Annotated in this window: 20 protein-coding genes; 14 read left to right on the forward strand and 6 right to left on the reverse strand. The window is 62.5% G+C overall.

Features of this window, described 5'->3' with window-relative positions; all coding sequences use genetic code 11:
- Positions 1–461 precede the first annotated feature (461 nt).
- Positions 462–1904, forward strand: a complete 1443-nt coding sequence (locus ACH2DW_RS05195) for an AMP-binding protein (RefSeq protein ID WP_394928654.1) — start codon at positions 462–464, stop codon at positions 1902–1904.
- Between the two features lie 27 nt (positions 1905–1931).
- Here the strand turns inward: ACH2DW_RS05195 and ACH2DW_RS05200 are convergent, their stop codons facing one another.
- Positions 1932–2366, reverse strand: a complete 435-nt coding sequence (locus ACH2DW_RS05200) for a DUF3237 domain-containing protein (protein WP_394928655.1) — start codon at positions 2364–2366, stop codon at positions 1932–1934.
- A gap of 112 nt (positions 2367–2478) precedes the next feature.
- Between ACH2DW_RS05200 and ACH2DW_RS05205 the strand changes: the two genes are divergently transcribed.
- From ACH2DW_RS05205 to coaE, 8 genes are all read left to right on the forward strand, one after another.
- Complete coding sequence (locus tag ACH2DW_RS05205; RefSeq protein WP_394928656.1) at positions 2479–2820, forward strand: DUF4282 domain-containing protein; 342 nt, start codon at positions 2479–2481, stop codon at positions 2818–2820.
- A gap of 79 nt (positions 2821–2899) precedes the next feature.
- On the forward strand, positions 2900–3742 hold the full coding sequence (locus ACH2DW_RS05210) for a hypothetical protein (RefSeq protein WP_394928657.1): 843 nt from the start codon (positions 2900–2902) through the stop codon (positions 3740–3742).
- Positions 3743–3811: 69 nt separating this feature from the next.
- Positions 3812–4096: a hypothetical protein gene (locus tag ACH2DW_RS05215; protein ID WP_394928658.1), complete on the forward strand. Its 285-nt coding sequence runs from the start codon at positions 3812–3814 to the stop codon at positions 4094–4096.
- Positions 4097–4133: 37 nt separating this feature from the next.
- Complete coding sequence (locus ACH2DW_RS05220; RefSeq protein ID WP_394928659.1) at positions 4134–4718, forward strand: ANTAR domain-containing response regulator; 585 nt, start codon at positions 4134–4136, stop codon at positions 4716–4718.
- 52 nt (positions 4719–4770) lie between these two features.
- A complete protein-coding gene (polA, locus tag ACH2DW_RS05225) occupies positions 4771–7482 on the forward strand; it encodes a DNA polymerase I (protein WP_394928660.1) in 2712 nt (903 codons plus the stop codon).
- Between the two features lie 85 nt (positions 7483–7567).
- The gene (locus ACH2DW_RS05230; protein WP_394928680.1) at positions 7568–8272 is read left to right on the forward strand and encodes an SAM-dependent methyltransferase; all 705 of its coding nucleotides are present in this window, start codon (positions 7568–7570) and stop codon (positions 8270–8272) included.
- 318 nt (positions 8273–8590) lie between these two features.
- Entirely contained in the window at positions 8591–9934 is a 1344-nt protein-coding gene (gene rpsA, locus ACH2DW_RS05235; RefSeq protein WP_394928681.1) for a 30S ribosomal protein S1, read from the forward strand.
- A 74-nt stretch (positions 9935–10008) separates the two neighbouring features.
- On the forward strand, positions 10009–10632 hold the full coding sequence (coaE, locus tag ACH2DW_RS05240) for a dephospho-CoA kinase (protein WP_394928661.1): 624 nt from the start codon (positions 10009–10011) through the stop codon (positions 10630–10632).
- A gap of 20 nt (positions 10633–10652) precedes the next feature.
- Here coaE and ACH2DW_RS05245 read toward each other — a convergent pair whose 3' ends face one another.
- From ACH2DW_RS05245 to ACH2DW_RS05265, 5 genes are read right to left on the reverse strand one after another with little or no spacing between them, the layout of a single operon-like run.
- Complete coding sequence (locus ACH2DW_RS05245; RefSeq protein WP_394928662.1) at positions 10653–11213, reverse strand: gamma-glutamylcyclotransferase family protein; 561 nt, start codon at positions 11211–11213, stop codon at positions 10653–10655.
- The gene (locus ACH2DW_RS05250) at positions 11210–12421 is read right to left on the reverse strand and encodes an amidohydrolase (RefSeq protein WP_394928663.1); all 1212 of its coding nucleotides are present in this window, start codon (positions 12419–12421) and stop codon (positions 11210–11212) included. The genes ACH2DW_RS05245 and ACH2DW_RS05250 overlap by 4 nt, the downstream gene beginning before the upstream one ends.
- Positions 12418–13485 (reverse strand): glutamate--cysteine ligase, encoded by a 1068-nt coding sequence (locus ACH2DW_RS05255; RefSeq protein WP_394928664.1) that lies wholly within the window; start codon positions 13483–13485, stop codon positions 12418–12420. The genes ACH2DW_RS05250 and ACH2DW_RS05255 overlap by 4 nt, the downstream gene beginning before the upstream one ends.
- A 19-nt stretch (positions 13486–13504) precedes the next feature.
- Entirely contained in the window at positions 13505–13705 is a 201-nt protein-coding gene (locus ACH2DW_RS05260; RefSeq protein ID WP_394928665.1) for a hypothetical protein, read from the reverse strand.
- 44 nt (positions 13706–13749) lie between these two features.
- Positions 13750–14112: a glutathione peroxidase gene (locus ACH2DW_RS05265; protein ID WP_394928682.1), complete on the reverse strand. Its 363-nt coding sequence runs from the start codon at positions 14110–14112 to the stop codon at positions 13750–13752.
- Between the two features lie 311 nt (positions 14113–14423).
- Here ACH2DW_RS05265 and ACH2DW_RS05270 point away from each other — a divergent pair, with 311 nt between their 5' ends.
- The 5 genes from ACH2DW_RS05270 to uvrA all read left to right on the forward strand — a co-directional run bounded on the left by ACH2DW_RS05270 (position 14424) and on the right by uvrA (position 23517).
- A complete protein-coding gene (locus ACH2DW_RS05270; RefSeq protein WP_394928666.1) occupies positions 14424–15794 on the forward strand; it encodes a hemolysin family protein in 1371 nt (456 codons plus the stop codon).
- Positions 15791–17119, forward strand: coding sequence for a hemolysin family protein (locus tag ACH2DW_RS05275; RefSeq protein ID WP_394928667.1), 1329 nt, complete (start codon positions 15791–15793; stop codon positions 17117–17119). Before ACH2DW_RS05270 ends, ACH2DW_RS05275 begins: the two co-directional genes overlap by 4 nt.
- 193 nt (positions 17120–17312) lie before the next feature.
- Positions 17313–19316, forward strand: coding sequence for an excinuclease ABC subunit UvrB (gene uvrB / locus ACH2DW_RS05280; protein WP_394928683.1), 2004 nt, complete (start codon positions 17313–17315; stop codon positions 19314–19316).
- A 44-nt stretch (positions 19317–19360) separates the two neighbouring features.
- Complete coding sequence (locus tag ACH2DW_RS05285) at positions 19361–20482, forward strand: LOG family protein (protein ID WP_394928668.1); 1122 nt, start codon at positions 19361–19363, stop codon at positions 20480–20482.
- 95 nt (positions 20483–20577) lie between these two features.
- Entirely contained in the window at positions 20578–23517 is a 2940-nt protein-coding gene (gene uvrA / locus ACH2DW_RS05290) for an excinuclease ABC subunit UvrA (protein WP_394928669.1), read from the forward strand.
- Positions 23518–23604 lie beyond the last annotated feature (87 nt).

Genomic DNA, 23604 nt, shown 5'->3' on the forward strand with positions numbered 1-23604 from the left:
CCGTAGGCGTTCCTTCGGTTGAGGATCTTCTCTATGACTTGATCGACGCCTGTGCGGGCGGTCGCTTTTTTTGGGTACGGATTTGAGGGCGATGACGAGAACGTCGTTGGTGTCTCGGTCCCACATGATGATTTCTGAGCGGGTCGTGAGTTTGCCGTCCCGTTTGAGGAGGCGTCGTTCGGCTTCGGTTGGTCCGTGTCCCGTTCTGGTGCGGGGCTGTTTTGATGCTGCGCCCTTTTCAGCGCCCTACCGGACCCCCGTAGCTCCCGACACGATTGAATCGCACCCTTATCTAGCAGGTGTTTTAGTGTTTCCCCTGGTCAACGCACACCCTCGGCCCGTTCTCAAACACCGTCAAGTGTCGGTTCGAGTCCGGCCTGGGGCACCAGTGAACCGAGAGATCGGCGTCGTCGTTTTGCCCGCCTCCTCTCTCACCTCTTACCAGCGCGACACTGGTCGATGTGACAGACCCTGAACGCGATGTCCTCGCCCTCTTCGAAGGCTCAGCTTCTCGACTGGACTTCGACGACGGCACCAGCGTCTCGGCGCCGGACCTTGCTGCCGACGGTCTCCGGCTGGCAACGTGGCTAGGCGAACAAGGTATGGCTCCTGGGAGCAGGGTTGCGCTCCGATTGCCGAATAGCGCGGACTACATCCGGCTGCTGCTTGCCTGTGCGGCGGGTGGCTTCCTCGGCGTGTCGGTCAACACTCGTTACAGCGACGACGAGGTCACTGACCTCGTGCAGCGTTCTGGCGCTCAGACGATCGACGGCTTCGGTCTGGACGGTTTCGTCGACTCCCTCTGGGTCAGGTCGGCGCCGATGCAACGGAGACGTCGGCGCGAGGATGCGTTTGTCGTCTTCACGACGTCGGGCACGACAAGCCGCCCGAAGATGGTGGTCCATCGGCAGCACTCAATTGCCGATCATGCGGTTGATGCTGCAGCGCTGTTGGGTTATCGGTCCGACGACACGGTGATGGCGGTCATGCCGTTGTGCGGCACGTTCGGCCTCGGTTCGTTGACGGCCGCAGTGGCCGCAGGAAGTCGTGTGATCGTGACTGATTTCGAACTCGGCCGAACCGCTGGGTTGATTCAGTCCGAACCCGTCACCTGCGTGAACGGCAGCGACGACATGTTCCACCGTCTCCTCGAACATGGCGCTGACCTGTCGTCGATCCGCCTCGGTGGGTACGCCCGCTTTAACACCAGTCTCGACGGCATCGTCGAACGAGCTGCGGCGGTCGGCGCGACGCTCACTGGCCTGTACGGCATGAGCGAAGTACAAGCCCTGTTCACGTTGCGCGACCCGAACGGCGATGCCACCGATCGCACACGAGCGGGCGGATCGATGGCATCGCCAGACGCCTCGTACCGCATTGTGGGCGGAGAACTGCAACTCCGCGGGCCGAGCCTGTTCGCTGGCTATCTGGCCGAAGGCGGCGAGCGGGTCGATGTTGACCTCACGGTCGAGCATCAAGACAGCGGGTGGTTCCGAACCGGCGACCTCGCCGAGCCGAACGGCGACCGGGGCTTTGAATTCATCGCGCGCATGGCTGACGTGCTCCGCTTGGGTGGGTTTCTCGTGAGCCCGACGGAAATCGAGGCGGTTCTCGTGGATGACAGCCAGGTCGTCGCTGCACAAGTGGTTGCCGTCGATATGCCGAGTGGGGCACGCCCCGTCGCGTTCGTCGTGCTGAATAACGACCCTGCCTCGACCAGTGCCGAACACTTCGACGAAGCCGCTGCCATCGAACGCTGTCGGGATCAACTCGCCCGATACAAGGTGCCGGTTCGGGTACTTGTCGTCGACGAATTCCCCACGACTCCCGGTCCGAATGGAACGAAGGTGCAGAAGGCGAAGTTACGTCAGCTCGCTGCGTCTGCACTCAAGATCAGCAGCTGACGGATTCGGTCTCACAACAGCGACAGATCAGACCGCGTAGATCTCGTACTCGACGCCCTCGGGCGTCGTCGAACCGACAGCAACGCAGAACAGATTGTTGAGCCAGGCGTAGCGCTCATCGCCGGTCTCGAAACGCGGGGCGGTGCGGATGCTTGCCGTGCCGTCCGGATTGCGGGTGCCGAACCCGGTGTAGGTGACATAGACGTCTGCACCGTCGTCTGTGCGGAAGGACGCGCGAACATCGAGCGCGAAGTCGCCGCCAGGAAGAACGGTGAGCCAATCGCCGGCGGCGACGCCAGCGGGAGCGGCGGCGTTGATCCTTGGTCCGACAAACGTGGCGCCGGAGACTGTCGCCACGACCTTCGTGCCGAACGGGCCGCCAGCGACAATTGGCCGATCCACGTCATTCGTGCGAGCGGAGAGGGTACCGATGTATTCGGCGGGAAGCGCGTCGAGGGGCATCAGCCAAACTTAGAGCGGGCAGCCCACCAACCTGTCGTCGGGCGACGAGACGCAACGTCCGGCTCGCCTTCAGATCCACGGCCCTCATCCCGCAAGGTGACAAGGTTGGGGGATGAACCAGCCACCACCACTTCCGCCCACAGCCCCAACACCACCCCCGGCGTCTTCGCCGCAGTCATCGTCAAAGGGATTTCTTGGTCGCCTGTTCGACCTGAGCTTCAGTGAGTTCATCACGCCGAGCATCATCAAGCTGATCTTCATTGTTGGGATCGTGATCGCCGCGCTCATGTCGCTTGCCGTCTTCGCGGCATTCGCAAGCCAGGGCGGCGGGTCAGTCGTCGCGGGACTCGTGGTTGCTCCGTTGGTGTTCTTTGTGTACGTGTTGTTCGCCCGTGTGCTTTCGGAGGTGTACCTCATCTTGTTCCGAATCGAGGAGAACACCCGCAAGGACTGAACCGTTCATCGCCCAACTTGTCTGCACGGCTCAACGACTTCGAGCGCGTGATCCTGCGGATGATTCGCGAGAGTGGGCGATGGACCCACAGATTGGCCGCAGGACGTGGCGTACGCTGGAACCGATTCATGGCGCGATTTACTTCGTTCCGGAAGCGGCCGAGGAATACGCCCGGCTGGGTTTCGACGACTGGGGTTCGGGATATTTCGCGTCGCGAGCCGCTGCGTCGGGCGCCGTCGGAGCCGAGGTGGTCAAGGCAACCTTCTACAACTTCGATCCTGGATTCGTCGAGCGAAGCATGGATGGAGCGTGGGAGACCGCCGCACCGGAACAGCTGTCAGCAGCACGATTGATCGCAGCCGATCGCATGATGCGCCGCTTGGCCGGCGACATGATCGACTCGCTCGAACCTGCCGCGGCGATCGCACGCACTGCGGCGTTAGCCGCTTGCGAACGTCCCGAGGGGCGGGCGCTCTTCGCGGGGCACGCACAGCTCGGCTGGCCGGAGGAACCGCATCTCGTGCTCTGGCACGCGCAAACCTTGTTGCGCGAGTTCCGGGGTGACGGCCACATTGCCGCACTCACCGCACAGGGACTCAGCGGGTGCGAAGCGCTGGTCACACATGCTGCGGCAGGCGAGATCTCAGGCGATGTGCTGAAGAGCTCGCGACAGCGGACCGACGACGATTGGGCAGCAGCGCACGACTCGCTTCGGTCGCGTGGCTGGCTTGACGCTGAAGGCGCTTTCACCGATGCGGGTCGCGACGGTCGTCAATGGATTGAGGAGCGCACCGACGAACTAGCGGTGCTGCCCTACGCGGCAATCGGCGAGGATGCATGCGCTCAGCTGCGTGCGGCGTGCCGGCCGACCAGCGTGGCGATGGCGGCCGCGATCGGTTTTCCGCGACGCGGTGACGACTGATTGCTCGGTTCGGAGCCAGCGACGGTGTCCCTGCGGGAGGTCGACCGGCGGCATACGATCAGGCCTCGCATGGGTAGCTGGCTGATCGAGCGTCGACTCTCCAAGGTGGGATCAAGACTCAAGACGTTGCGCAGTGAGCTCGCGCTGATCGATGAACAGTTGCTCTACCTCGGCGAGGACGCTGACGACCAAGCGATCCGCGCTATGGTCGCCGAGACAGCGTCATCGTCGTTCGAGGCCCGATCTGCGCAGGGCAACTTTGCGAACATGACGAAGCACCGTCTAAAGGTCGTCGAGGAGATCGTCGACCTCGAACAGCGCCAGGACCAGCTCCTCGACCAGATGATTGGTTGAGTTCGGTTCTGGCCGCGGCGTGGTCCATACTGATCTCATGCCGTTGCGCGTCGTGATCGCCGAAGACGAGGCCATCATCAGAATGGATCTCCGAGAAACCCTCGAAGAAGAGGGGTACGACGTCGTGGGCGAGACCGGTCGCGGCGACCAAGCAATTGACATGGTTCGTGACCTGCAACCTGACCTGGCGATTCTCGATATCAAGATGCCGGGCATGACCGGCCTTGAAGCTGCAGCGGTCATCAATGGCGAGAAAATTTGTGGCGTGTTGATGTTGACGGCATTCAGCCAGAAGGAAGTCGTTGAGCAAGCGCGCGACGCCGGAGCTTTGGCGTTCCTGGTCAAGCCGTTTCAACGCAGTGACCTCGTTCCGGCTATCGAAGTGGCGATGGGGCGGTTTCGCGAGTTGCGCTCGCTCACGGGTGAGATTGATGCACTCGGAGAACAGCTCGAGTCGCGCAAGTTCATCGAGCGGGCCAAGGGTGTGCTGATCGACGAGGTCGGCATGACCGAGAACGACGCGTTCCAGTTCATCCAGAAGACCGCGATGAGCGAGCGAATCAGAATGCGCGATGTCGCTGATCGCATTCTCGACGGATCACTCCGTCCGAGTGACGACTGACGGCGCATCGAGCGCCGCATCCGACGCCAACGAAACGACACGGAGAATCGCCATGGGAACCACACTCCTCGTCGACGGGAACTCACTCACGTACCGAGCGTTCTTTGCGCTCCCCACCGACATGGCCACGGCGAGCGGGCAGGTCACCAACGCCGTTTTCGGTTTCACCTCGATGTTGGCGTACGTCCTGAAGGAACAGCAGCCTGACGGGATTCTCGTCGCCTTCGACCGCCCTGAACCGACGTTCCGGCACAAGGCTGAGCCTGCATACAAGGCGCAACGTGAGGCCGCACCTGACATCCTGCGTCAACAGATGGGTCTGGTCCGAGAAGTGCTCGATGCACTCGGCATCACCACCGTCGACGAGGTGGGCTGGGAAGCCGACGACCTGATCGCCACAGCGACGAAGGCACTGGTCGATCGTGGCGAGAACGTGATCATCGTCACCGGCGACCGCGACAGCTACCAACTCGTCAGCGACCCGCACGTCAAGGTGATGTACAACAAGCGGGGCGTCAGCGACTACGCGTTGTACGACGAGGCGGGCATCGAGGAACGGACCGGCGTCACCCCCGACATGTACGTTCAGTACGCAGCGTTACGCGGTGACAACTCCGACAACCTGCCCGGGGTACCCGGAGTGGGGGAGAAGACCGCAGCCAAACTGATCAACAAGTACGGCGGGCTCGACGGCATCTTCGCCAACGTTGATGAGCAGACGCCCAAACTCAAGTCGAATCTGATCGAGAACGAAGAGCGAGCTCGCAAGAACCTCGACCTGATGTTGTTGCATTTCGATGCACCGCTCCGAGCTGAAATCGCTGGCGAGCAGGTCGATGTCGACTTCGACGATCGGACAACGCCGACTGGCCTTGGTGTATCACCCAACCCCGACGAGATGAAGCGGCTGTTCGAGTTCTTGGAGTTCCGGGCACTCGGCGGTCGCATCACCGACGCGCTGGCATCGCTCGGTGGCGACGTCGATCTCGGGCCGGGAGAGGAGCGACAGGAAATCGTCGCGGAAATCACCGTGCTGGAGTCTCCTGCCGATGCCGCGAGTCTCGTTGCTGCAGCGGAACATCTTGATATCCACGCTGCATGGACCGGCGAACCGGGACGCTCATTCCTGTCCGGTGTCGCGGTCGTCTCCGATGGGTCAGCATCCGAGGTCGCGTGGATTCCGGCCGATCTGCTCGGCGACGAAACGCTCGGTGAAGCGCTTGGCGCCCATCAGAGCGTGCGCGGCCACAATGTCAAGGAGCTGATGCGTTCGTTGCTTGGGCTGGACATCGAAATGCGGGGTCTGACGCTCGACACCGCAATCGCTGCATATTTGATCGACCCGGCTGAGGCTCGCTACGCCCTGCCTGACCTCATCGAGAAGTACACCCGGTTCGCTCGCCCGTCCGATGCCGCGAACTCCGGCCAACTCGACCTCGATGGGACGTCGATGAGCGATGCTGAGGTTGCGGGGCGAGACGCGCTCGCCATCCACCACCTCGCGGGACCGATCCACGACAGCCTCGAAGCGCAGGGCATGGCCGAGCTGTACGACACGATCGAGAACCCGCTGGTGCTCGTGCTCGCGAAGATGGAGCATGTCGGTGTCGGCGTCGACATCGACGAACTCCGTGCGTTGAACGACAAGCTGAAAGCAGAGGTCGAGTCGCTGGTCGTCGAGCTGCGCAAGGTGTCCGGCAAGGATGATCTCAACCTCAACTCGCCGAAGCAGCTGCGCGAACTGCTCTACGACGAGAAGGGCCTGACACCGATCAAGAAGAACAAGACAGGTCCATCGACGGATGCGTCAACACTTGAGAAGTTGATGCCGGAGTGGCCAGAGTTCCTCGGTCCGCTGATGCGTCATCGCGAGGTGGACAAGCTGCGAGGCACCTACGGCGAGGGATTGCTGCACGAGGTGGCCGACGACGGCCGCATCCACGCCACGTTCAACCAGACCGTCGCACGTACCGGCCGCCTCTCGTCTGACCAGCCGAATCTGCACAACATTCCGGTCCGGAGTGAGGAAGGGCGCCAGTTCCGCAAGGTCTTCGTGCCATCGCCCGGCACCGAGCTCCTCGTCGCGGACTACAACCAGATCGAGCTGCGCTGCATCGCCCACCTTGCTGCTGACCCGGGTTTGATCGAGGCGTTCACGACGGGCCAGGACATCCACAACGCCACGGCATCGCGAGTCTTCGACGTCGACCCAGCCGAGGTGACGGTGGATCAGCGGTCGAAGGCGAAGATGGTGTCGTACGGCCTCGCCTACGGCATGGAGGCGTACGGCCTCGCACAACGCCTCAACATTCCAGTCGATGAGGCAGCGCCGATTCTCGACGCCTATTTCGTGGCCTTCCCGAACGTGAAGGCGTACATGGACAGCACGGTCGTCGAAGCACGCGAGCGCGGGTACACCGAGACCTTGTTCGGTCGTCGTCGTCCGATCCCTGAATTGATGAACTCGAACTTCCGCGTGCGCCAGGCGGGGGAGCGTCAGGCGATGAACGCCGGCATCCAGGGTCTCGCCGCCGACATCTTCAAAGTCGCCATCGTGCGGATCGACGAGGAGTTGGTGTCGAAGGGGCACAACAGCCTGCTGATCCTGCAGGTGCATGATGAAGTTCTCGTCGAGGTCCCTCCCGAAGAAAAGGACACCGTTGGCCCGTTGCTCATCGACATCATGCGCGATGCCGCCGAACTCGACGTCCCACTCGAAGTCAACGTCAGTTGGGGCGACACGTGGGCCGCAGCGAAAGGCTGAGTGACGTCGGGGTCGGGGCGAGCCGTCACTCACGCGTCCGGATATCGAGGTGACCGGGCACTGGTTCGAGCCGCTGGCTGAGCACATGGGGGCGGCGTACGACCGGTACGCGCACACGAAGGGGACGGTGCAAGAGGTCGATCACGTCATCGAAGTGCTCGGGCTTCAGTCGGGCGATCACGTGCTCGACGTAGGGTGCGGCACCGGACGGCATGCCCATGAACTGGCACGGCGTGGGATCGGCGTACACGGCATCGACATCAGCCAGCGGTTCGTCGAGATCGCGCAGTCGAACGCACCGGACGGCGCGACGTTCGAGCGGGGGGATGCCCGCATGCTGAGATTTCACGAAGAGTTCGACGCAGTGATCTGCCTGTGCCAGGGAGCGTTCGGGATGATGACCGCCGACGGTGAGGATGCCGCTGTGGTCGCTGGGATGGCGGCGGCACTCCGCCCGGATGGACGTCTGGCACTGAGCGCGTTCAACGCCTACTTCGCTGTGAAGTACCACGAAGACGCTGACTTCGATGCCGCAACTGGCGTCAGCCACGAGCGCACCGAGATCCGATCCGAGTCGGGCGAACGGAAAATCGTCGACCTCTGGACCGGCTGTTACACACCCCGCGAGCTCCGCATGCTGCTCACCGCTCATGGCTTCGCGATCGATTCGATCAGCAGCGTCGAACCTGGTTCCTACAGCAGCGGCCCTGCAACGGTTGAGTCCCCGGAGTTCCTGGTCATCGCTCGGGTCGCGCCCCCATCGGCCCCCAGGCATCCGACGGCTCCCTGAGCAGCGCGACGTCGTCTGGCGACCCATGGAGATGGGTGGCTGTTCGGGGAGCGAACGGAATCTGGGCTGGTATCGTTGACAGTTGCGATTTCGGGGTCCTGCCCGCGTTATTGCAACTCATCCATTCACCTCAAGATCCGTATCCGAAACGAGCAATCCTTGTCCGACACAGCTACCACCCCCGTCACCCCTGCCGACGAACCGGCAATCGAAGAGAATCCTGAAGCCACACCGGCCGCCACAGCCGATACCGGCTTCGGAACCTTCGACGACGAGGGCAATTACACACCTCGCGAAATCACCTCCGACGACCTCGGCATGTCATTCGCCGACGCGATCGACGGCACCATGGTCGAGATCAAAGACGGCATGATGGTCAACGGCACCGTCGTCAAGATCGACAAGGACGAAGTCCTGCTCGACATCGGGTACAAGAGCGAGGGTGTCATTCCGAGCCGTGAGCTCAGCATCCGCAACGACGTCGATCCCGGCGAAGTGGTGTCGATGGGCGAGATCGTCGAAGCCCTCGTGCTCACGATGGAAGACAAAGAGGGTCGCCTCCTCCTTTCGAAGAAGCGTGCTCAGTACGAGCGTGCCTGGGGCGACATCGAGGCCAAGAAGGAAGCCGACGAAGTCGTCTCCGGTCCGGTCATCGAAGTTGTCAAGGGCGGGCTCATCGTCGACATCGGCCTGCGTGGCTTCCTGCCCGCATCGCTCGTCGAGCTCCGTCGGGTTCGTGACCTCGCGCCGTATATCGGCACGCAGGTCCACGCAAAGATCATCGAGCTCGACAAGAACCGCAACAACGTCGTCCTCTCTCGTCGGGCCTACCTCGAAGAGAACCAGAAGGAGACCCGCGACCAGTTCCTCACGAACCTCAAGGTCGGCGAGGTCCGCGAGGGCACTGTGTCCTCGGTCGTGTCGTTCGGTGCATTCGTCGACCTCGGCGGCATGGACGGACTCATTCACGTGTCCGAGCTCTCCTGGAAGCATGTCGACCACCCCGGTTCCGTCGTCACCGTTGGCGACCCGGTCAAGGTCCAGGTGCTCGACGTCGACTTCAGCCGCGAGCGCATCAGCCTCTCGCTGAAGGCAACGCAGCAGGATCCGTGGCAAGAATTCGCCGAAGGCCACCAGGTCGGTCAGCTCGTCTACGGTCGGGTCACCAAGCTTGTGCAGTTCGGTGCGTTCGTTCAGGTCGGCGACGGCATCGAAGGCCTCGTGCACATCTCGGAGATGTCGGCGCACCACGTCGACAGCCCCGAGCAGGTCGTCACGCCAGGCGAAGAGCTCTGGGTCAAGATCATCGATCTCGACCTCGCACGTCGTCGCATCAGCTTGTCGATCAAGCAGGCCGCCGAAGGTGGCGAGCTCGCTGCTGAGTACCGCGAGCACTTCGAGGTCGACACCGAGGGCAACTACGTCCAGGGTGAAGCATCGGCCGAGGCTGAAGCTGCATGGACCGAGTACTACGGCGAAGGCGGCGAAGGCGAAGGCACCGAAGCGCCAGCCGACGGAGCACCTGCCGAAGCAGCCGCTGAAGAAGCACCTGCCGAAGCTGCTCCTGAAGCGGCACCGGCGGAAGCTGCAGTCGAAGAGGCACCCGCCGCTGAAGAGGCACCTGCCGAAGCTGCTGCTGAAGAGGCAACCGAAGCAGAGTGAGACCAGGCGCTTCGGCGCTGCTCTGATGAACTGAATGCTGCCCGGCTCCTCGGAGTCGGGCAGTATTCGTTTTCATGATCGTTGTGGGCCTCACCGGGGGCATTGGAGCAGGCAAGTCGACCGTGTCGAAACTGTTGGCGGAGCGAGGAGCGGCGATTGTCGACGCCGATCAGATCGCTCGCGATCTGCAATCACCCGGGAGCCCCGTGCTCAACCAAATGGCCGAGCGGTTCGGGGCGCAGATCGTTCATGAGGATGGCTCGTTGGATCGTGCCGCGGTTGCCGCGATCGTGTTCAGCGACAAGGCGGCCCTCGACGACTTGAATGGCATTGTGCACCCGGCGATGCAGGCCGAGATTCAGCGGCAGATCGATCTCAACGCTGGCACCGACCGAGTGGTCGTGCTCGACTTCCCGCTGCTCGGCGAAAACCCGCGCAAGGGGCTCGCCGCCACGATCGTCGTCGACATCCCCTACGAGCTGGCCGTCGAACGCGTTGTGGAATACCGCGGGATGGATGAAGACGATGCGCAGAATCGGATCAACAGTCAGATCAGTCGCGAAGAACGTCTTGCGCGGGCGACCTATGTCGTCGACAACTCCGGCACCTTCGACAGCCTTGCGGCTCAGGTGGACGAGCTCTGGTCCTCAGTCGTCGAACTCCCGCATGTCGCGTCGGCGGAGCCCGGCGCGCGCTGAGCAATTCCAGCTGAGCGAGTTCAGTTGAGCGGGTGGAGCCTGATGTCAGCGACCGGGATGTCTGGTGGCGGTGTTCGGGCGTACCACTCGGCATGGTGGCCGCCGAGCGAGGCGAAGGCATCTTCGACGAGAGTCCAGTAGGACTGACGAATCGCGGCGCGGCCCTCGTTACGGGCCAGCTCGTACCGTTCGATCGAGCTTGGCCGAGGCACGTAGACCTGGACCTGACCATCGAATCGATCGACGTCGACGGTGGTCACATCGGTGATGTCGACGCGCTCGTAATCCCGTTCGCGCCAGTCGAGCGCTGCCAATTCGTCGTCGTCGACATCGAAGACAACGCCGTTGCACGCTTCGTCGTCGGCTGCGGCAATGCCGAGCGAGACGACGAGGCCGCCGACGATATTGCGACCATCGTGAACCCAGTCTCCGCGCAACACTTTTGATCCGTAGTTCCAACGCCGTCCGAATCCTTCGACGTGGGCGACGTGCATACCGTCGCCCGGGTCACGTCCAATCGTGGAAGCCAGCGAAACGGGCGACACGAGCGAGCCGTATCCGAACAGCCATGTTCGGCTCACGACGCTTTGTCGCCTTCGAAGTATGCCTTGGTGGTGGCGACGAGGAGACGCACGCCGAGATCGATCGCTCGCTCATCGACGTCGAAGTGACCGGCGTGAAGATCGAGCCTCGGGCCATCGGCCTCTGCGTTGTGGACGCCGAGGCGAACGTAGGACCCAGGGATCTCCCGCGTGAACCAGGCAAAGTCATCGCCGCCCCAACTCTGCTGCACCGGAGCGATGGCGTCGGCGCCGAATTCTTCGGCGACAGCGCTGGCGACCAGATCGGTGATTGCAGCATCGTTGACCACAGGTGGAACCCCGTGGGTGTAGTCGACCTCGAACCCGGCGCCTGATTCGGCGAGGAGTCCGGCAACGCACTCCTCGACGAGCGCCGGGAGTGCGTTCCACACCTCGAGCGTCGGTGTGCGGACCGAAGCGCGAAGCTCGCAGCGTGTCGGAATGACGTTGGCGGCATCGCCCCCGTGCATGGCTCCGAAGACGATCTTGGTTTCAGCATCTGCCGGGAGTGCAGCCTGGACGCGCCGGGGTAGCTCAGTGATCACCTGGGCAGCAATGGTCAAGAGATCGACGGTGAGTTCCGGACGTGCGGTGTGTCCACCGGGCCCGGTCAACGTGATGCAGACCATGTCGGCGGCTGATGAAATCGACCCCGACTTCAATCCGATCATGCCGGCATCGAGTTTTGGTTCGCAGTGGATGCCGACAATTGCGTCAACGCCGTCGATGCCATGGTCGCGGATGACGTCGAGCGCACCGCCGGGAACACGTTCCTCGGCCGGTTGAAACACGAAACGCAGCGGCCCTGGGAGTTGATCGCGATGGTGAGCAAAATAGAGCGCGGTACCGAGCACGACCGTGGTGTGCACGTCATGGCCGCAGGCATGCGCCACACCCGGAACCTGGCTGCGATACGACACGTCCTTGTTGTCATCCATGGCGAGTGCATCGAGGTCCGCGCGCAAGGCCATGGTTGGCTGATTGCTCGCGATTGGGTCGTCAGGTCGGAGTTCGCAGACGAGGCCGGTTCCGACGGCGAGGACTCGCGGCTGCATCCCCGCCAATTCAAGGCGTTCGCGCACCAGTTCCGTGGTGGCATGTTCCGCACCGCTCACCTCGGGGTGCGCATGCATGTTGCGGCGCACGGCGATGAGTCCCTCGCCGTGTTCGGCGAGCCAGCCGGCCAATCGGGTGTCAGGCGACGTCATGCCTGGTCAAAGCAGTCGTCGTACAACTCGTCGGCAAGGTGGTGCACCACGTCGGCGAGCGTAGCGCCGGCGTCGACCAGACGACGTTGCCGCATCGAGCCTGAGCCGTGATCGAGGATGCGTTCAATCGCTGCGAGCTCGGGCTGGGTGCCGAGCAGATCGGCGGTCAGGGACAACTCTGCCAGGAGTTCGCCAACCAGCTCGCGAACGGGCCGCCGCTGCGGCTTGCCGTCGCCGTTGGCTTCGACAATGAGGCGAGCGTCGATCCCGTAGCGTGCGGCAAGCCACCGGTTCTCTCGCACGGTCCACTCGCGCGGAGGGGGTGGGAGCGCGTCGCGATCGATCAGCGCATCGGCCCAGGCCACCAAGGTTTGGGCCAGCCCCGCGAGCGCGGTGGCCTCGGTGAGGGTGTGGGGTGAGTCGCACATCCGAAACTCGATGGTGCCGAAGTCGGGATGCGGCCGAATGTCCCACCACACCTCGCGGATTGACGAAATGCACTCCGAATCGATCAGCGTCGACATGAAGGATTCGAAATCGCCCCAGCCAGTGATCTGCGGCGGCAGGCCTGCTGTCGGTAGTGACTCGAAGACCTTCGAACGCGCAGATGCCAACCCCGAGTCCTCTCCCTCGAAGTAAGGGCTCGATGACGACAGCGCCAGGAAGAGGGGAAGATGCCGCATCATCTCGTTGATGATCGAGATCGCTCGCTCGCCATCGCGCACGCCGACATGGATGTGCTGACCGCAGATCAGGAGCCGGCGAGCCGGCCACTGCATCGCTTCGACGAGTTCGTGATAGCGAGGATTCGGACTGACGTCTTGATTGCGCGCCACTCCGAATGGGTGCGTCCCAGCGCTGATGATCTTGAGACCGCGTCGTGTGGCGGTCGCATGGAGCTCCTGAAACGTCTCCGCCAGGTCAGCGCGGGCCTGAGTCGGGGTGTCGCACACTCCGGTGATGATCTCGACGGTGCTCTGGAAGAGTTCGTGTTTTGCCTTCGGGTGGTCGTTGCCGGGGAAACCCTGGGACATCTCGGCAAGGAGCTCGTTTGATGCGGACACCAGATCACCCGTGTCCGCATCAAACGAGGTGGAGTTCAAGCTCGACACCGATCGTTGGGCGGGCGTTGTGGGTGAAGGCAATGCTCATCTGGGCCCCGGATCGTCGGCAGTGGTTGTGGCCAGTCTGGCCGATTGGCACTCGACACGCCAGAATCCCGCTCACCACGTTCTGAGGTGCCGAGCCCGCTGCCGTGAACGACGAAGGGGTGGCGATCGCCATGTTGGCGATCGCCACCCCTTGAGGCGGTCACATCATTTCGTGAGTCAGCGGAACTGGTCGAGGTCGGCAGCAACCTCTTCCGGTGTGGTCGGCGGTGCGTACCGCTTGACCACGTTGCCGGCCTTGTCGACGAGGAACTTCTCGAAGTTCCACGTGATTTCGGCGCTGTCGCCGTCACCTGGCTGAGCCTCTTTCAACAGCTGGTACAGGGGGGCAGCGGCGTCGCCGTTCACCTCAATCTTGGAGAACATGGGGAAGTTCACGTCAAACTTCGACGTTGCGAATTCAAGGATCTCGGCGTCGGTGCCGGGCTCTTGGTTGGCGAACTGGTTGCACGGGAAGCCGAGCACGACGACATCGTCGTTGTCATTATGAAGCGCACGCAGACCTGCGTACTGAGGCGTCAGGCCTCAAGCGCTCGCGACGTTGACGACCAGTGCAAGGTTGCCCTTGTACTGGTCGAAGGTCACCTGTTCGCCGGTGATCGACGTCATTTCGAGATCATGAAAGTTGGTCATGTCGGCAACATAGCCCGTCTTTCTCGCCGGCGTGGAGGCTGTGCCCGAGTTGTCTGAAATCAACGGTCGGCGCATTGAACGACGGAGCGGGCCCTCACATTAGATATCATTCGCTCACTCATGTCCGACGAAGACCAACCCTGCCTGGGTAGCCGCTTGACCGCTGCCCAGCACCCTCCCAGTCCGGGTTCACTGCACTGATGACCATCGCTCTTGGGCTGGTGGGCGCCGTCTTGTTGATTGCTGCCAACGGATATTTCGTTGCTGCTGAGTTTGCGTACGTTGCTTCTCGCCGCACCAAGTTCGTCGAAGCAGCCGACCGCGGCGACCGCAAGTCCAAGCGGGCGCTTCAGGTGCACAAGCGCCTGAGCTTTATGTTGTCGGGTGCACAGCTCGGCATCACGGTCACGTCGTTGGTGTTGGGTTTCATCGCCGAACCGGCAATTGCAGGCGCCCTCCGCCCGATCCTCGAAGCGATCGGGGTCGGCGAGTCGGCACGCTTCGGCATCGCCCTGGTGTTGGCCTTCGTCTTCGCAACCGTCGCGCAGATGGTCTTCGGTGAGCTGGCCCCCAAGAACCTGGCCATTGCGAAGCCCGAGCCTGTTGCCCGGAGCCTGGCTGGTTCGACGCTCGTCTTCATGCGCGTCGCCAGTCCGCTGATCAAACTCTTCGATGGTTCGGCCAACCGGTTGCTCCGAATGCTTGGTATCCAACCGGTCGAGGAGCTCCACGGGTCCGTGTCGACCGACGAGCTGGACTTCATTGTCGACTCATCGGCTGAGAGTGGCCAGCTGACCGTGTCGCAAGCATCGTTGCTGGAGCGGGCCATCGACTTCGGAGATCTCGAAGCCTCGGATGCGATGGTGTCGTGGAACCGAGTCGTGACGATCGACGCAGATGCAACCGCTGCTGATCTCCGCGATCGGATGGCATCGCATCACTCCCGTTTCCCAGTGGTTGATGACACCGGCAAGGTCACCGGCCTCGTCCATGCCAAGGATCTCCTCGGGGTCTCGCGAGATTTATATGGCGAAACTCCGATCGGGGCGCTGTTGCACGACGTCCTGGTCGTTCCCGAGGCTGCCGGGTTGAACGTCGTGCTGCGGGAACTGCAGTCGCACTCCACCGAGATGGCTGTGGTCATCGACGAGTACGGAGCACCCGCCGGTGTTGTCACGCTCGAAGATCTCGTCGAAGAGCTCGTCGGCGAAATCGAAGACGAGTACGACCCGGCCGTGCCGGGGGAGTACCTCGAAGTTGAACCAGCGGTGTGGTCGATCGCTGCCACATCGCGACCCGATGAGATCGAGCGCTACACCGGGTTTATTCTGCCGGACGGCGAATACGACACCGTGGCGGGCCTCATGCTCGACCGGCTCGAACGAATCGGTGAGGTCGGTGATGCCGTCGTTGTCGACGGGATTCGACTCGAGGTTCTTGAGGTCGAGGAGTTCGCCATCACACAGGTGCTGCTTCGGCTCGACCCTGATGCCGGCATCGTGCACAACGACGACGATGGTGATGGGATTTCCGATCACGACGAGGACGTCCCGCCGGAGGGCGATCGATGATTGCCGCAGAGGTTGCCGAGTCGGGCTTCAGCGTGCAGTGGGGTGCTCTCGGTTTGGCGTTCGTACTGCTGGCGCTCAACGGCTTCTTCGTTGCTGCTGAGTTCGCACTGTTGGCGGCTCGCCGCTCACGCATCGAACAGCTCGCCGCAGACGGCAACAAGCGAGCGGTGTCCGCGCTGGCTGGCATCCGCGAGCTCACGCTGATGCTCGCCGGTGCACAACTTGGCATCACGATGTGCTCGCTTGGTCTTGGTGCTGTGGCCGAACCCGCCATCGCGCACATCATCGAAGCAGCGCTTGGTGAGTTGATCGACCTGTCGGAGACCACGTTGCATGTGATCGGGTTCACGCTCGGCCTGTCGTTGGTCGTCTTTCTCCATATGGTCGTCGGCGAAATGGCCCCGAAGTCGTGGGCGATCTCGGACCCCGAACGCTCGTCTCTGCTCCTCGCTCGGCCGTTCCGGGCATTCGTCCGTGTCTTCCAACCGATCATCTGGCTCCTGAACTCTCTTGCGAACGTCGTTGTCCGACTGGTCGGCGTTGAACCGCAGGACGAACGAGCGATGGCGCACTCGCCCACGGACCTCATCCTTCTCCTCGACGAGTCGGCAGGTCACGGCGACATCAAGGCTGAAGATCATCAGCTGCTGACGCGGTCGCTTGAACTGTCGGGTCTGACTGCTGCAGATGCAATGACGGTCCGGCGCGACATCGTGTCGATGCCGGCTGAAGCAACTGCCGCCGAGGTTGCTGCTGAGGCGCATCGCACGGGCAGGACCCGCATCGTCATTCACGAGAACGATCTCGATCACTGCCTCGGGTTCATCCACGCCAAGGACCTCCTGCGGCTTGAGAACGGTGCGTGGACGACCACCTCCGCGCGGTCGATGGTCCGTCCGCTCATGGTGACCCCAGAGCATCATCGGCTCGAGGACCTGCTCGTCGAGATGCGCACCGAGCGCAAGCACATCTCCGTCGCGGTTGACGAGCACGGCGTGGTCGTCGGCCTGGTCACATTGGAAGATGTGTTCGAAGAGCTGATCGGAGACTTCGATGATGAGTCCGACGACCGTCTCAGTGACTGCGCACAACACGCGGACGGTAGCTGGCGAGTCAATGGCACCCTGCGGCCCGATCAGTTCGAGGAGTGCACTGGCGTCGCGCTGCCCGAGGGCGATTGGCAGACCGTCGCCGGATATGTCATTGATGCGCTCGACGAGATCCCAGCGGCAGGCGACAGCGTTCGCACCGCCCTCGGCGACTTCACCGTCATCGAGATGGACGGCTACGCCATCGCCACCCTGCGCATCAAGCTCAACGACTGAACAACGGAAACCGGTGGCGAACGGGTGTTCGTGAGAGGCTGGCTAGACTGAGCCGGTGACTGAAACGATCGACACGGACGCCTCCGTCATCACGCCGAATGCCAGCGTGCCCGACCAGTCGCCGGAGCAGGCACTGATCGCAGCGTCGAGTTCGTTCACCAACTACGACACGGGCAACGAGAACCGTTTCCAGGTGGTGTCCGATTGGGATCCTGCAGGGGCGCAGCCGGAGGCGATCAAGGCACTGTCCGCAGGCCTCGATGCGGGCGAGCGGTTCCAGACGTTGCTCGGGATCACCGGGTCGGGCAAGTCGGCAACCATTGCCTGGACCATCGAGCAGACGCAACGTCCCACGCTGATCCTTGCGCCGAACAAGTCGCTTGCCGCTCAGTTGGCGCAGGAGATGCGCGAGTTCTTCCCGCACAACCGCGTCGAATACTTCGTCTCCTACTACGACTACTACCAGCCCGAGGCGTACATCCCGAGCAGCGACACGTTCATCGAGAAAGACAGCTCGGTCAACGACGACATCGAGCGGCTGCGCCACTCGACGACAGCGGCGCTCCTCACCCGCAAGGACGTCATCGTCGTTGCATCGGTCTCGTGCATCTACGGCATGGGTAACCCCGAGGAGTACAAGGGCAACCTGCTCGACCTCAACGTCGGTGTCGACTACGACATGCGCAACATTCTGCGCCGCCTCGTCGACATGCAGTATGACCGCAACGACATGACGCTCGGCCGTGGCAACTTCCGAGTGCGTGGCGACACGATCGAAGTCCACCCCGCGTACGAGGAAAACGTGCTGCGAATCGAGATGTTCGGCGACACCGTCGACCGCATCACCATGATCGACCCACTGACGGGCGAGAACCTGCGCGAGCTGGAACGGGCCCACGTCTTCCCTGCCACCCACTACGTCACCGGCAACGAGCGCATGACGCGAGCGATGGGCAAGATTGAACACGAACTCCAAGTCCGCCTCAAGGAATTCGAGGAGTCTGACAAGCTGCTCGAAGCGCAGCGGCTCCGGATGCGAACGTCGTACGACCTTGAGATGATGAGCGAGCTCGGCTACTGCAACGGCATCGAGAATTACTCAATGCATATCGATGGCCGCGAATACGGCGAACCGCCGTTCACCCTGCTCGACTACTTCCCCGACGACTACCTCCTTGTGGTCGACGAGAGTCACGTCGCCGTACCTCAGTTGCATGGGCAATTCGCGGGCGATCGCAGCCGCAAGGACATGCTCGTCGAGCACGGTTTCCGCCTGCCCTCGGCGCGGGACAACCGGCCGCTCACCTTCGAAGAGGTGCTCGGGCGCGTCAACCAGTGCATCTTCTTGTCCGCCACACCGAGCCAGTACGAACTGCGCGTGTCGAGCAAGGTTGTCGAGCAGATCATTCGACCGACCGGCCTCGTTGACCCAGAAGTTGTCATCAAGCCGACCAAGGGGCAGATCGACGATCTGATGGAGTTGGTGGAGGGCCGCGTCGCCAACGACGAACGTGTGCTCGTCACCACGCTGACCAAGAAGATGGCCGAGGATCTCACTGACTACTTGCTCGAACAGGGCATGAAGGTCCGGTACTTGCACAGCAACATCGACACGATTCAGCGCATTGAGATCATCCGGGCGCTGCGGCTTGGCGAGTTCGACGTCCTGGTCGGCATCAACCTCTTGCGGGAGGGCCTCGATCTGCCCGAGGTGTCGTTGATTTGCATTCTCGATGCGGACAAGGAGGGGTTCCTTCGGTCCGAGACGTCACTCATTCAGATGATGGGTCGAGCTGCTCGCAACGTGTCGGGCGAGGTCGTGATGTATGCCGACCGCGTGACCGACTCGATGACGCGGGCGATCGACGAAACGCAGCGGCGCCGCAAGGTACAGCTCGCCTACAACGAAGAACACGGGATTGATCCGCAGACAATTCGCAAGGCGGTCGGCGACATCTTGTCAATGCTCCGACCGGATTCGCAGACGCCCGTACCGGGCAAGGACAAACGTCGCCAGCGTGAGCGCGACAAGGTGCAGCAGGAGCTCAAGAACCTGCCGCAGCAAGAACTGCAACGGCTGATCCAGACGCTCGAAGCGGAGATGCAGGAAGCATCAGTCGAGCTGAAGTTCGAGTACGCCGCCAAGCTCCGCGACGAGATCCGCGAGCTGTCCCGCGAGCTCACCGACGCCGGCTGAAGACGACATGGTGCCAGGCACCAACTCGTCCTACGCTCGGCCTGATGCGCGAGATCCATTCACTCGAGGAGTTCGACCGAGTCCTCGATGCGCGCGGGACCCTCGACGGGCTCGTCGTGCAGGGGGTCGACCTCTCGCTGCGTTCTGATGTGATCGAGTCGGTCACGTGTGCTGGCGGAACCTTCTTGGGAGCGCGCCTGTCCACCTCCACGCTGGAGCACGTGCTCGCCTCGGGGGCAGTCGTGTTCCCGCGGTTGCCTGACCTGCCCTTCGACACCTATCGGCCGCAGCTCTATACCCAAGGTGAACTGCTTGGTGGGTGGGTTCCGGGCGAGGCAGGCTCGTTCGAGGCTTCGGCACTCGACTCGAAGATCTACGAGTGGACGACGCAGTGGGCGCGCGGCCAGAACGTGCCACTGCTCGACGCGCTCGCCACCCGACTGCACGATCACGCAATCGATGATGCACTCGCGGAACACCTTGAAGCGCACCGCGATGTCGTTGCTGTCATGGGTGGGCATTCGATGCAGCGCACCGATCCGGCATACCGCACGGTCGCCGAACTCGGTCGCTCGATGGCCCGCACGGGATGGCACGTCGCTACCGGCGGAGGGCCGGGGGCCATGGAGGCGGCAAACCTGGGTGCCTGGCTTGCGCCGCACGCAGACACTGCGCTCGACGAATCGATCGAACTGCTCACCGCGGCAGTGGACTTCCATGACGCTGACGAATATCTGTGCGCTGGGCTTTCTGTCCTCCACGCGTTTCCGGACGGCGGCGCGAGCCTGGCGGTCCCGACGTGGTTCTACGGGCACGAGCCGACCAATCAGTTCGCCACGCATGTTGCAAAGTACTTCGCGAACTCGATCCGCGAGGACGGCCTCCTCGCCCTCGCCACTCGTGGCGTCGTGTTCGCTCCGGGCGCAGCGGGGACCACTCAAGAGGTGTTTCAAGACGCCACCCAGAACCACTACGACATCTTCGGTGTGGTCAGTCCGATGGTCTTTCTCGACACTCACTTCTGGACCGAGCAACTCCCAGCCGAACCGCTCCTCAGGCAACTTGCCGGCGACCGGACATACGCGGCCATGATCGGCACAGCGGACACTGCTGAGGACGTCATGCGGTACCTCGTCGAGCATCCGCCGATTCGCAGGGGTGCCTGATCGCTGTCCCCTGGCTGCGCGGTCGCGTCGCGCTGTGACGGACGATCCTGAACACGTGTTCGCCTCTGCGATCGTGCGGGTAGAGTCGGGCGAGCATGGCTGCCCGTTCTGACGCCCCCGCAACAACAAGAGCAGCGAAGACTCCGGCTGCGACAACATCGCCAGCGCCGAAGAAGCGTGCCGCTCGCAAAGTCGCTGACGAGCCGAAGATCATTGTGCGCGGTGCACGCGAGCACAATCTTAAGAACGTCAACGTCGAGATGCCGCGCGACAAACTCGTCGTCTTCACTGGGCTCTCCGGCTCGGGCAAGTCGTCGCTCGCCTTCGACACGATCTACGCCGAAGGGCAACGCCGCTACGTCGAGTCGCTGAGCGCATACGCGCGTCAGTTCCTGGGGCAGATGGATCCGCCCGATGTCGACATGATCGAAGGTTTGTCGCCGGCGATCTCGATCGATCAGAAGTCGGGTTCGCGCAACCCGCGATCCACCGTCGGCACGATTACCGAGGTCTATAACGCGCTCCGTCTGCTCTATGCCCGGATTGGCATCCAGCACTGCCCGAATGACGGAACTCGGTTGCAGCGCCAGACGCCGCAGCAGATTGTCGATCGCATTATGGCGATGGACGACGGCTTGCGGTTCCAGGTTCTGGCGCCGGTCGTTCGCGGCCGCAAGGGTGAGTACGACACGTTGCTCGAAGATCTGTCCGGCCAGGGCTACGTGCGTGCTCGCATCGACGGCGAGACCGTCGACATCGACGAGTTCCTCAAGCGCGACGAGCGCCTCGCAAAGTACGAGAACCACAAGATCGAGATTGTGGTCGACCGACTCGTGTTGAAGGACGGCATCGATCGTCGTCTCACCGATTCACTCGAGCAGGCGCTCAACCTTGCCGAGGGCGTCGCCGAGATCGAGATCGTGCATCGTGACGCGGAGCCCGAGATGATCACATTCAGTCAGCACCTGGCGTGCGACGTGTGCGGCACATCGTATGACGAGCCGGCCGACCGAAACTTCTCGTTCAACTCTCCGTACGGCGCCTGTGCGACGTGCGATGGGTTGGGCACCACCTACGAGGTCGACCCGGAACTGGTCATCCCCGACGTTGATGCCTCGCTTTCCGAGGGTGCGATTGCGCCGTGGCGAAGTGCGCACACTCAGTACTTCACGCGGATGCTTGAGTCGGTTGCCAACGTCAACGAGATCGACCTCGACGCGCCGTGGCACACCCTCAGCGCCAAGCAGCAGAAGCTGATCCTGCATGGCGTCGAGGGCAAAATGACCGTCAAGTACAAGAACCGGTACGGCCGGTCGCGGTCGTATTCGACCGAGTATGAGGGCGTCATTCCGTGGATCCGTCGTCGCCATGAAGGCAGCGACAGCGAATGGGCACGTGAGCAGTACGAGGGCTACATGCGTCTGGTTGCCTGCTCGAAGTGCGGGGGCGCTCGACTCAAGCCCGCGTCGCTGGCCGTCACCATCAATGACAAGAACATCTCCGAAGTCAGCGACATGTCGATCGAAGACTCGGCGAAGTTCTTGGGCGCATTGAAGTTGAGTGATCGTGATCAGCTGATCGCCGAGCGGGTCATGAAACAGATCAACGAACGCCTCGGATTTCTGTTGGATGTTGGCCTCGACTACCTCACGCTGTCGCGCCCGGCCGGCACCTTGGCTGGCGGTGAGGCGCAGCGCATCCGTCTGGCGTCGCAGATCGGATCGGGGCTCGTCGGCACGCTGTACGTTCTCGACGAGCCATCGATCGGGCTGCACCAGCGCGACAATCGTCGGCTCATCGACACGTTGCTGCGTCTCCGTGACCTTGGCAACACTGTGATCGTCGTCGAGCACGACGAGGACACGATCAATGAAGCCGACTGGATCATCGACATCGGGCCGGGCGCTGGCGAGCACGGTGGCGAGGTCGTCTACGCGGGACCGGTCAAGGGGATCGGCAAAGCAAAGAACTCGATTACGGGTCAGTACCTCACCGGAAAGAAGAAGATCCCGGTGCCGCAGTCCCGTCGTCCGCGTGGCCTGACCGAGGTGGCGATCCTCGGTGCTCGCGAGCACAACCTGGCGAACATCGATGTCAAGATTCCGCTCGGTAACTTCGTCGCTGTTACCGGTGTGTCCGGTTCGGGCAAGTCGTCGCTGGTCCGCGACATCTTCCTGCCGGTTCTCATGCAGAACATTTACAAGTCGAAGACGCCGTCGGGCAAGCACAAGAAGATCACGGGCATTGAGCACCTCGACAAGGTCATCGACATGGATCAGTCGCCGATTGGGCGAACGCCGCGCTCCAACGCCGCCACGTACACCGGTGTGTTCGACAAGATTCGCAAGCTGTTCGCCCAGACCAATGAGTCCAAGGTGCGCGGCTACCAGCCCGGGCGGTTCAGCTTCAACGTTAAGGGCGGGCGCTGCGAGGCCTGTTCAGGTGACGGCACGATCAAGATCGAGATGAACTTTCTGCCCGACGTGTACGTGCCGTGCGAGGTCTGCCACGGGGCCCGGTTCAACCGCGACACACTCGACATCGAGTTCAAGGGCAAGAACATCGCTGAGATCCTCGACATGCCGGTCGCCGAGGCGGTCGACTTCTTCGTCAACCAACCCGGCATCGCCCGCTACATGGAAACCCTGATGGATGTGGGTCTTGGCTACGTCCGCCTCGGTCAGTCGGCCCCGACGCTTTCGGGCGGCGAGGCGCAGCGCGTCAAGCTTGCGACTGAGTTGGCCAAGCGATCAACCGGTCACACGATCTATCTCCTCGATGAGCCGACCACTGGCCTTCACTTCGAAGACGTCGGCCGTCTCCTGACGGTGCTGCAGCGCCTTGTTGACCAGGGCAACACCGTGCTGGTCATCGAGCACAATCTGGACGTCATCAAGACCGCCGATTGGATCATCGACCTGGGCCCGAATGGCGGCAATGGTGGCGGCCAGATTGTTGCTGAGGGAACACCCGAAGACGTCGCCAAGGTCAACGCATCCTTCACCGGGCAGTACCTCAAACCGATGCTGGCCTGACCCCATCCGCGATGACGTTGTCCCGTGCAGGCGGGGGTATTCGTCATCAGGGCGGGATCGGGCGCGTGAGTGTCGGTGTGGAAGGCT

Origin of the sequence: uncultured Ilumatobacter sp., assembly GCF_963980585.1 — a bacterium.
Taxonomy (GTDB): Bacteria; Actinomycetota; Acidimicrobiia; order Acidimicrobiales; family Ilumatobacteraceae; genus Ilumatobacter_A.

Coding starts and splice junctions, on each gene's coding strand:
- uvrA (WP_394928669.1), top strand. CDS start 20,578: ATGGCTGCCCGTTCTGACGCCCCCGCAACAACAAGAGCAGCGAAGACT.
- ACH2DW_RS05200 (WP_394928655.1), bottom strand. CDS start 2,366: ATGCCCCTCGACGCGCTTCCCGCCGAATACATCGGTACCCTCTCCGCT.
- ACH2DW_RS05220 (WP_394928659.1), top strand. CDS start 4,134: ATGCCGTTGCGCGTCGTGATCGCCGAAGACGAGGCCATCATCAGAATG.
- ACH2DW_RS05205 (WP_394928656.1), top strand. CDS start 2,479: ATGAACCAGCCACCACCACTTCCGCCCACAGCCCCAACACCACCCCCG.
- coaE (WP_394928661.1), top strand. CDS start 10,009: ATGATCGTTGTGGGCCTCACCGGGGGCATTGGAGCAGGCAAGTCGACC.
- polA (WP_394928660.1), top strand. CDS start 4,771: ATGGGAACCACACTCCTCGTCGACGGGAACTCACTCACGTACCGAGCG.
- ACH2DW_RS05210 (WP_394928657.1), top strand. CDS start 2,900: ATGGACCCACAGATTGGCCGCAGGACGTGGCGTACGCTGGAACCGATT.
- ACH2DW_RS05285 (WP_394928668.1), top strand. CDS start 19,361: ATGCGCGAGATCCATTCACTCGAGGAGTTCGACCGAGTCCTCGATGCG.
- ACH2DW_RS05250 (WP_394928663.1), bottom strand. CDS start 12,421: ATGACGTCGCCTGACACCCGATTGGCCGGCTGGCTCGCCGAACACGGC.
- ACH2DW_RS05275 (WP_394928667.1), top strand. CDS start 15,791: ATGATTGCCGCAGAGGTTGCCGAGTCGGGCTTCAGCGTGCAGTGGGGT.
- rpsA (WP_394928681.1), top strand. CDS start 8,591: ATGTCATTCGCCGACGCGATCGACGGCACCATGGTCGAGATCAAAGAC.
- ACH2DW_RS05260 (WP_394928665.1), bottom strand. CDS start 13,705: ATGGCGATCGCCACCCCTTCGTCGTTCACGGCAGCGGGCTCGGCACCT.
- ACH2DW_RS05215 (WP_394928658.1), top strand. CDS start 3,812: ATGGGTAGCTGGCTGATCGAGCGTCGACTCTCCAAGGTGGGATCAAGA.
- ACH2DW_RS05230 (WP_394928680.1), top strand. CDS start 7,568: ATGGGGGCGGCGTACGACCGGTACGCGCACACGAAGGGGACGGTGCAA.
- ACH2DW_RS05270 (WP_394928666.1), top strand. CDS start 14,424: ATGACCATCGCTCTTGGGCTGGTGGGCGCCGTCTTGTTGATTGCTGCC.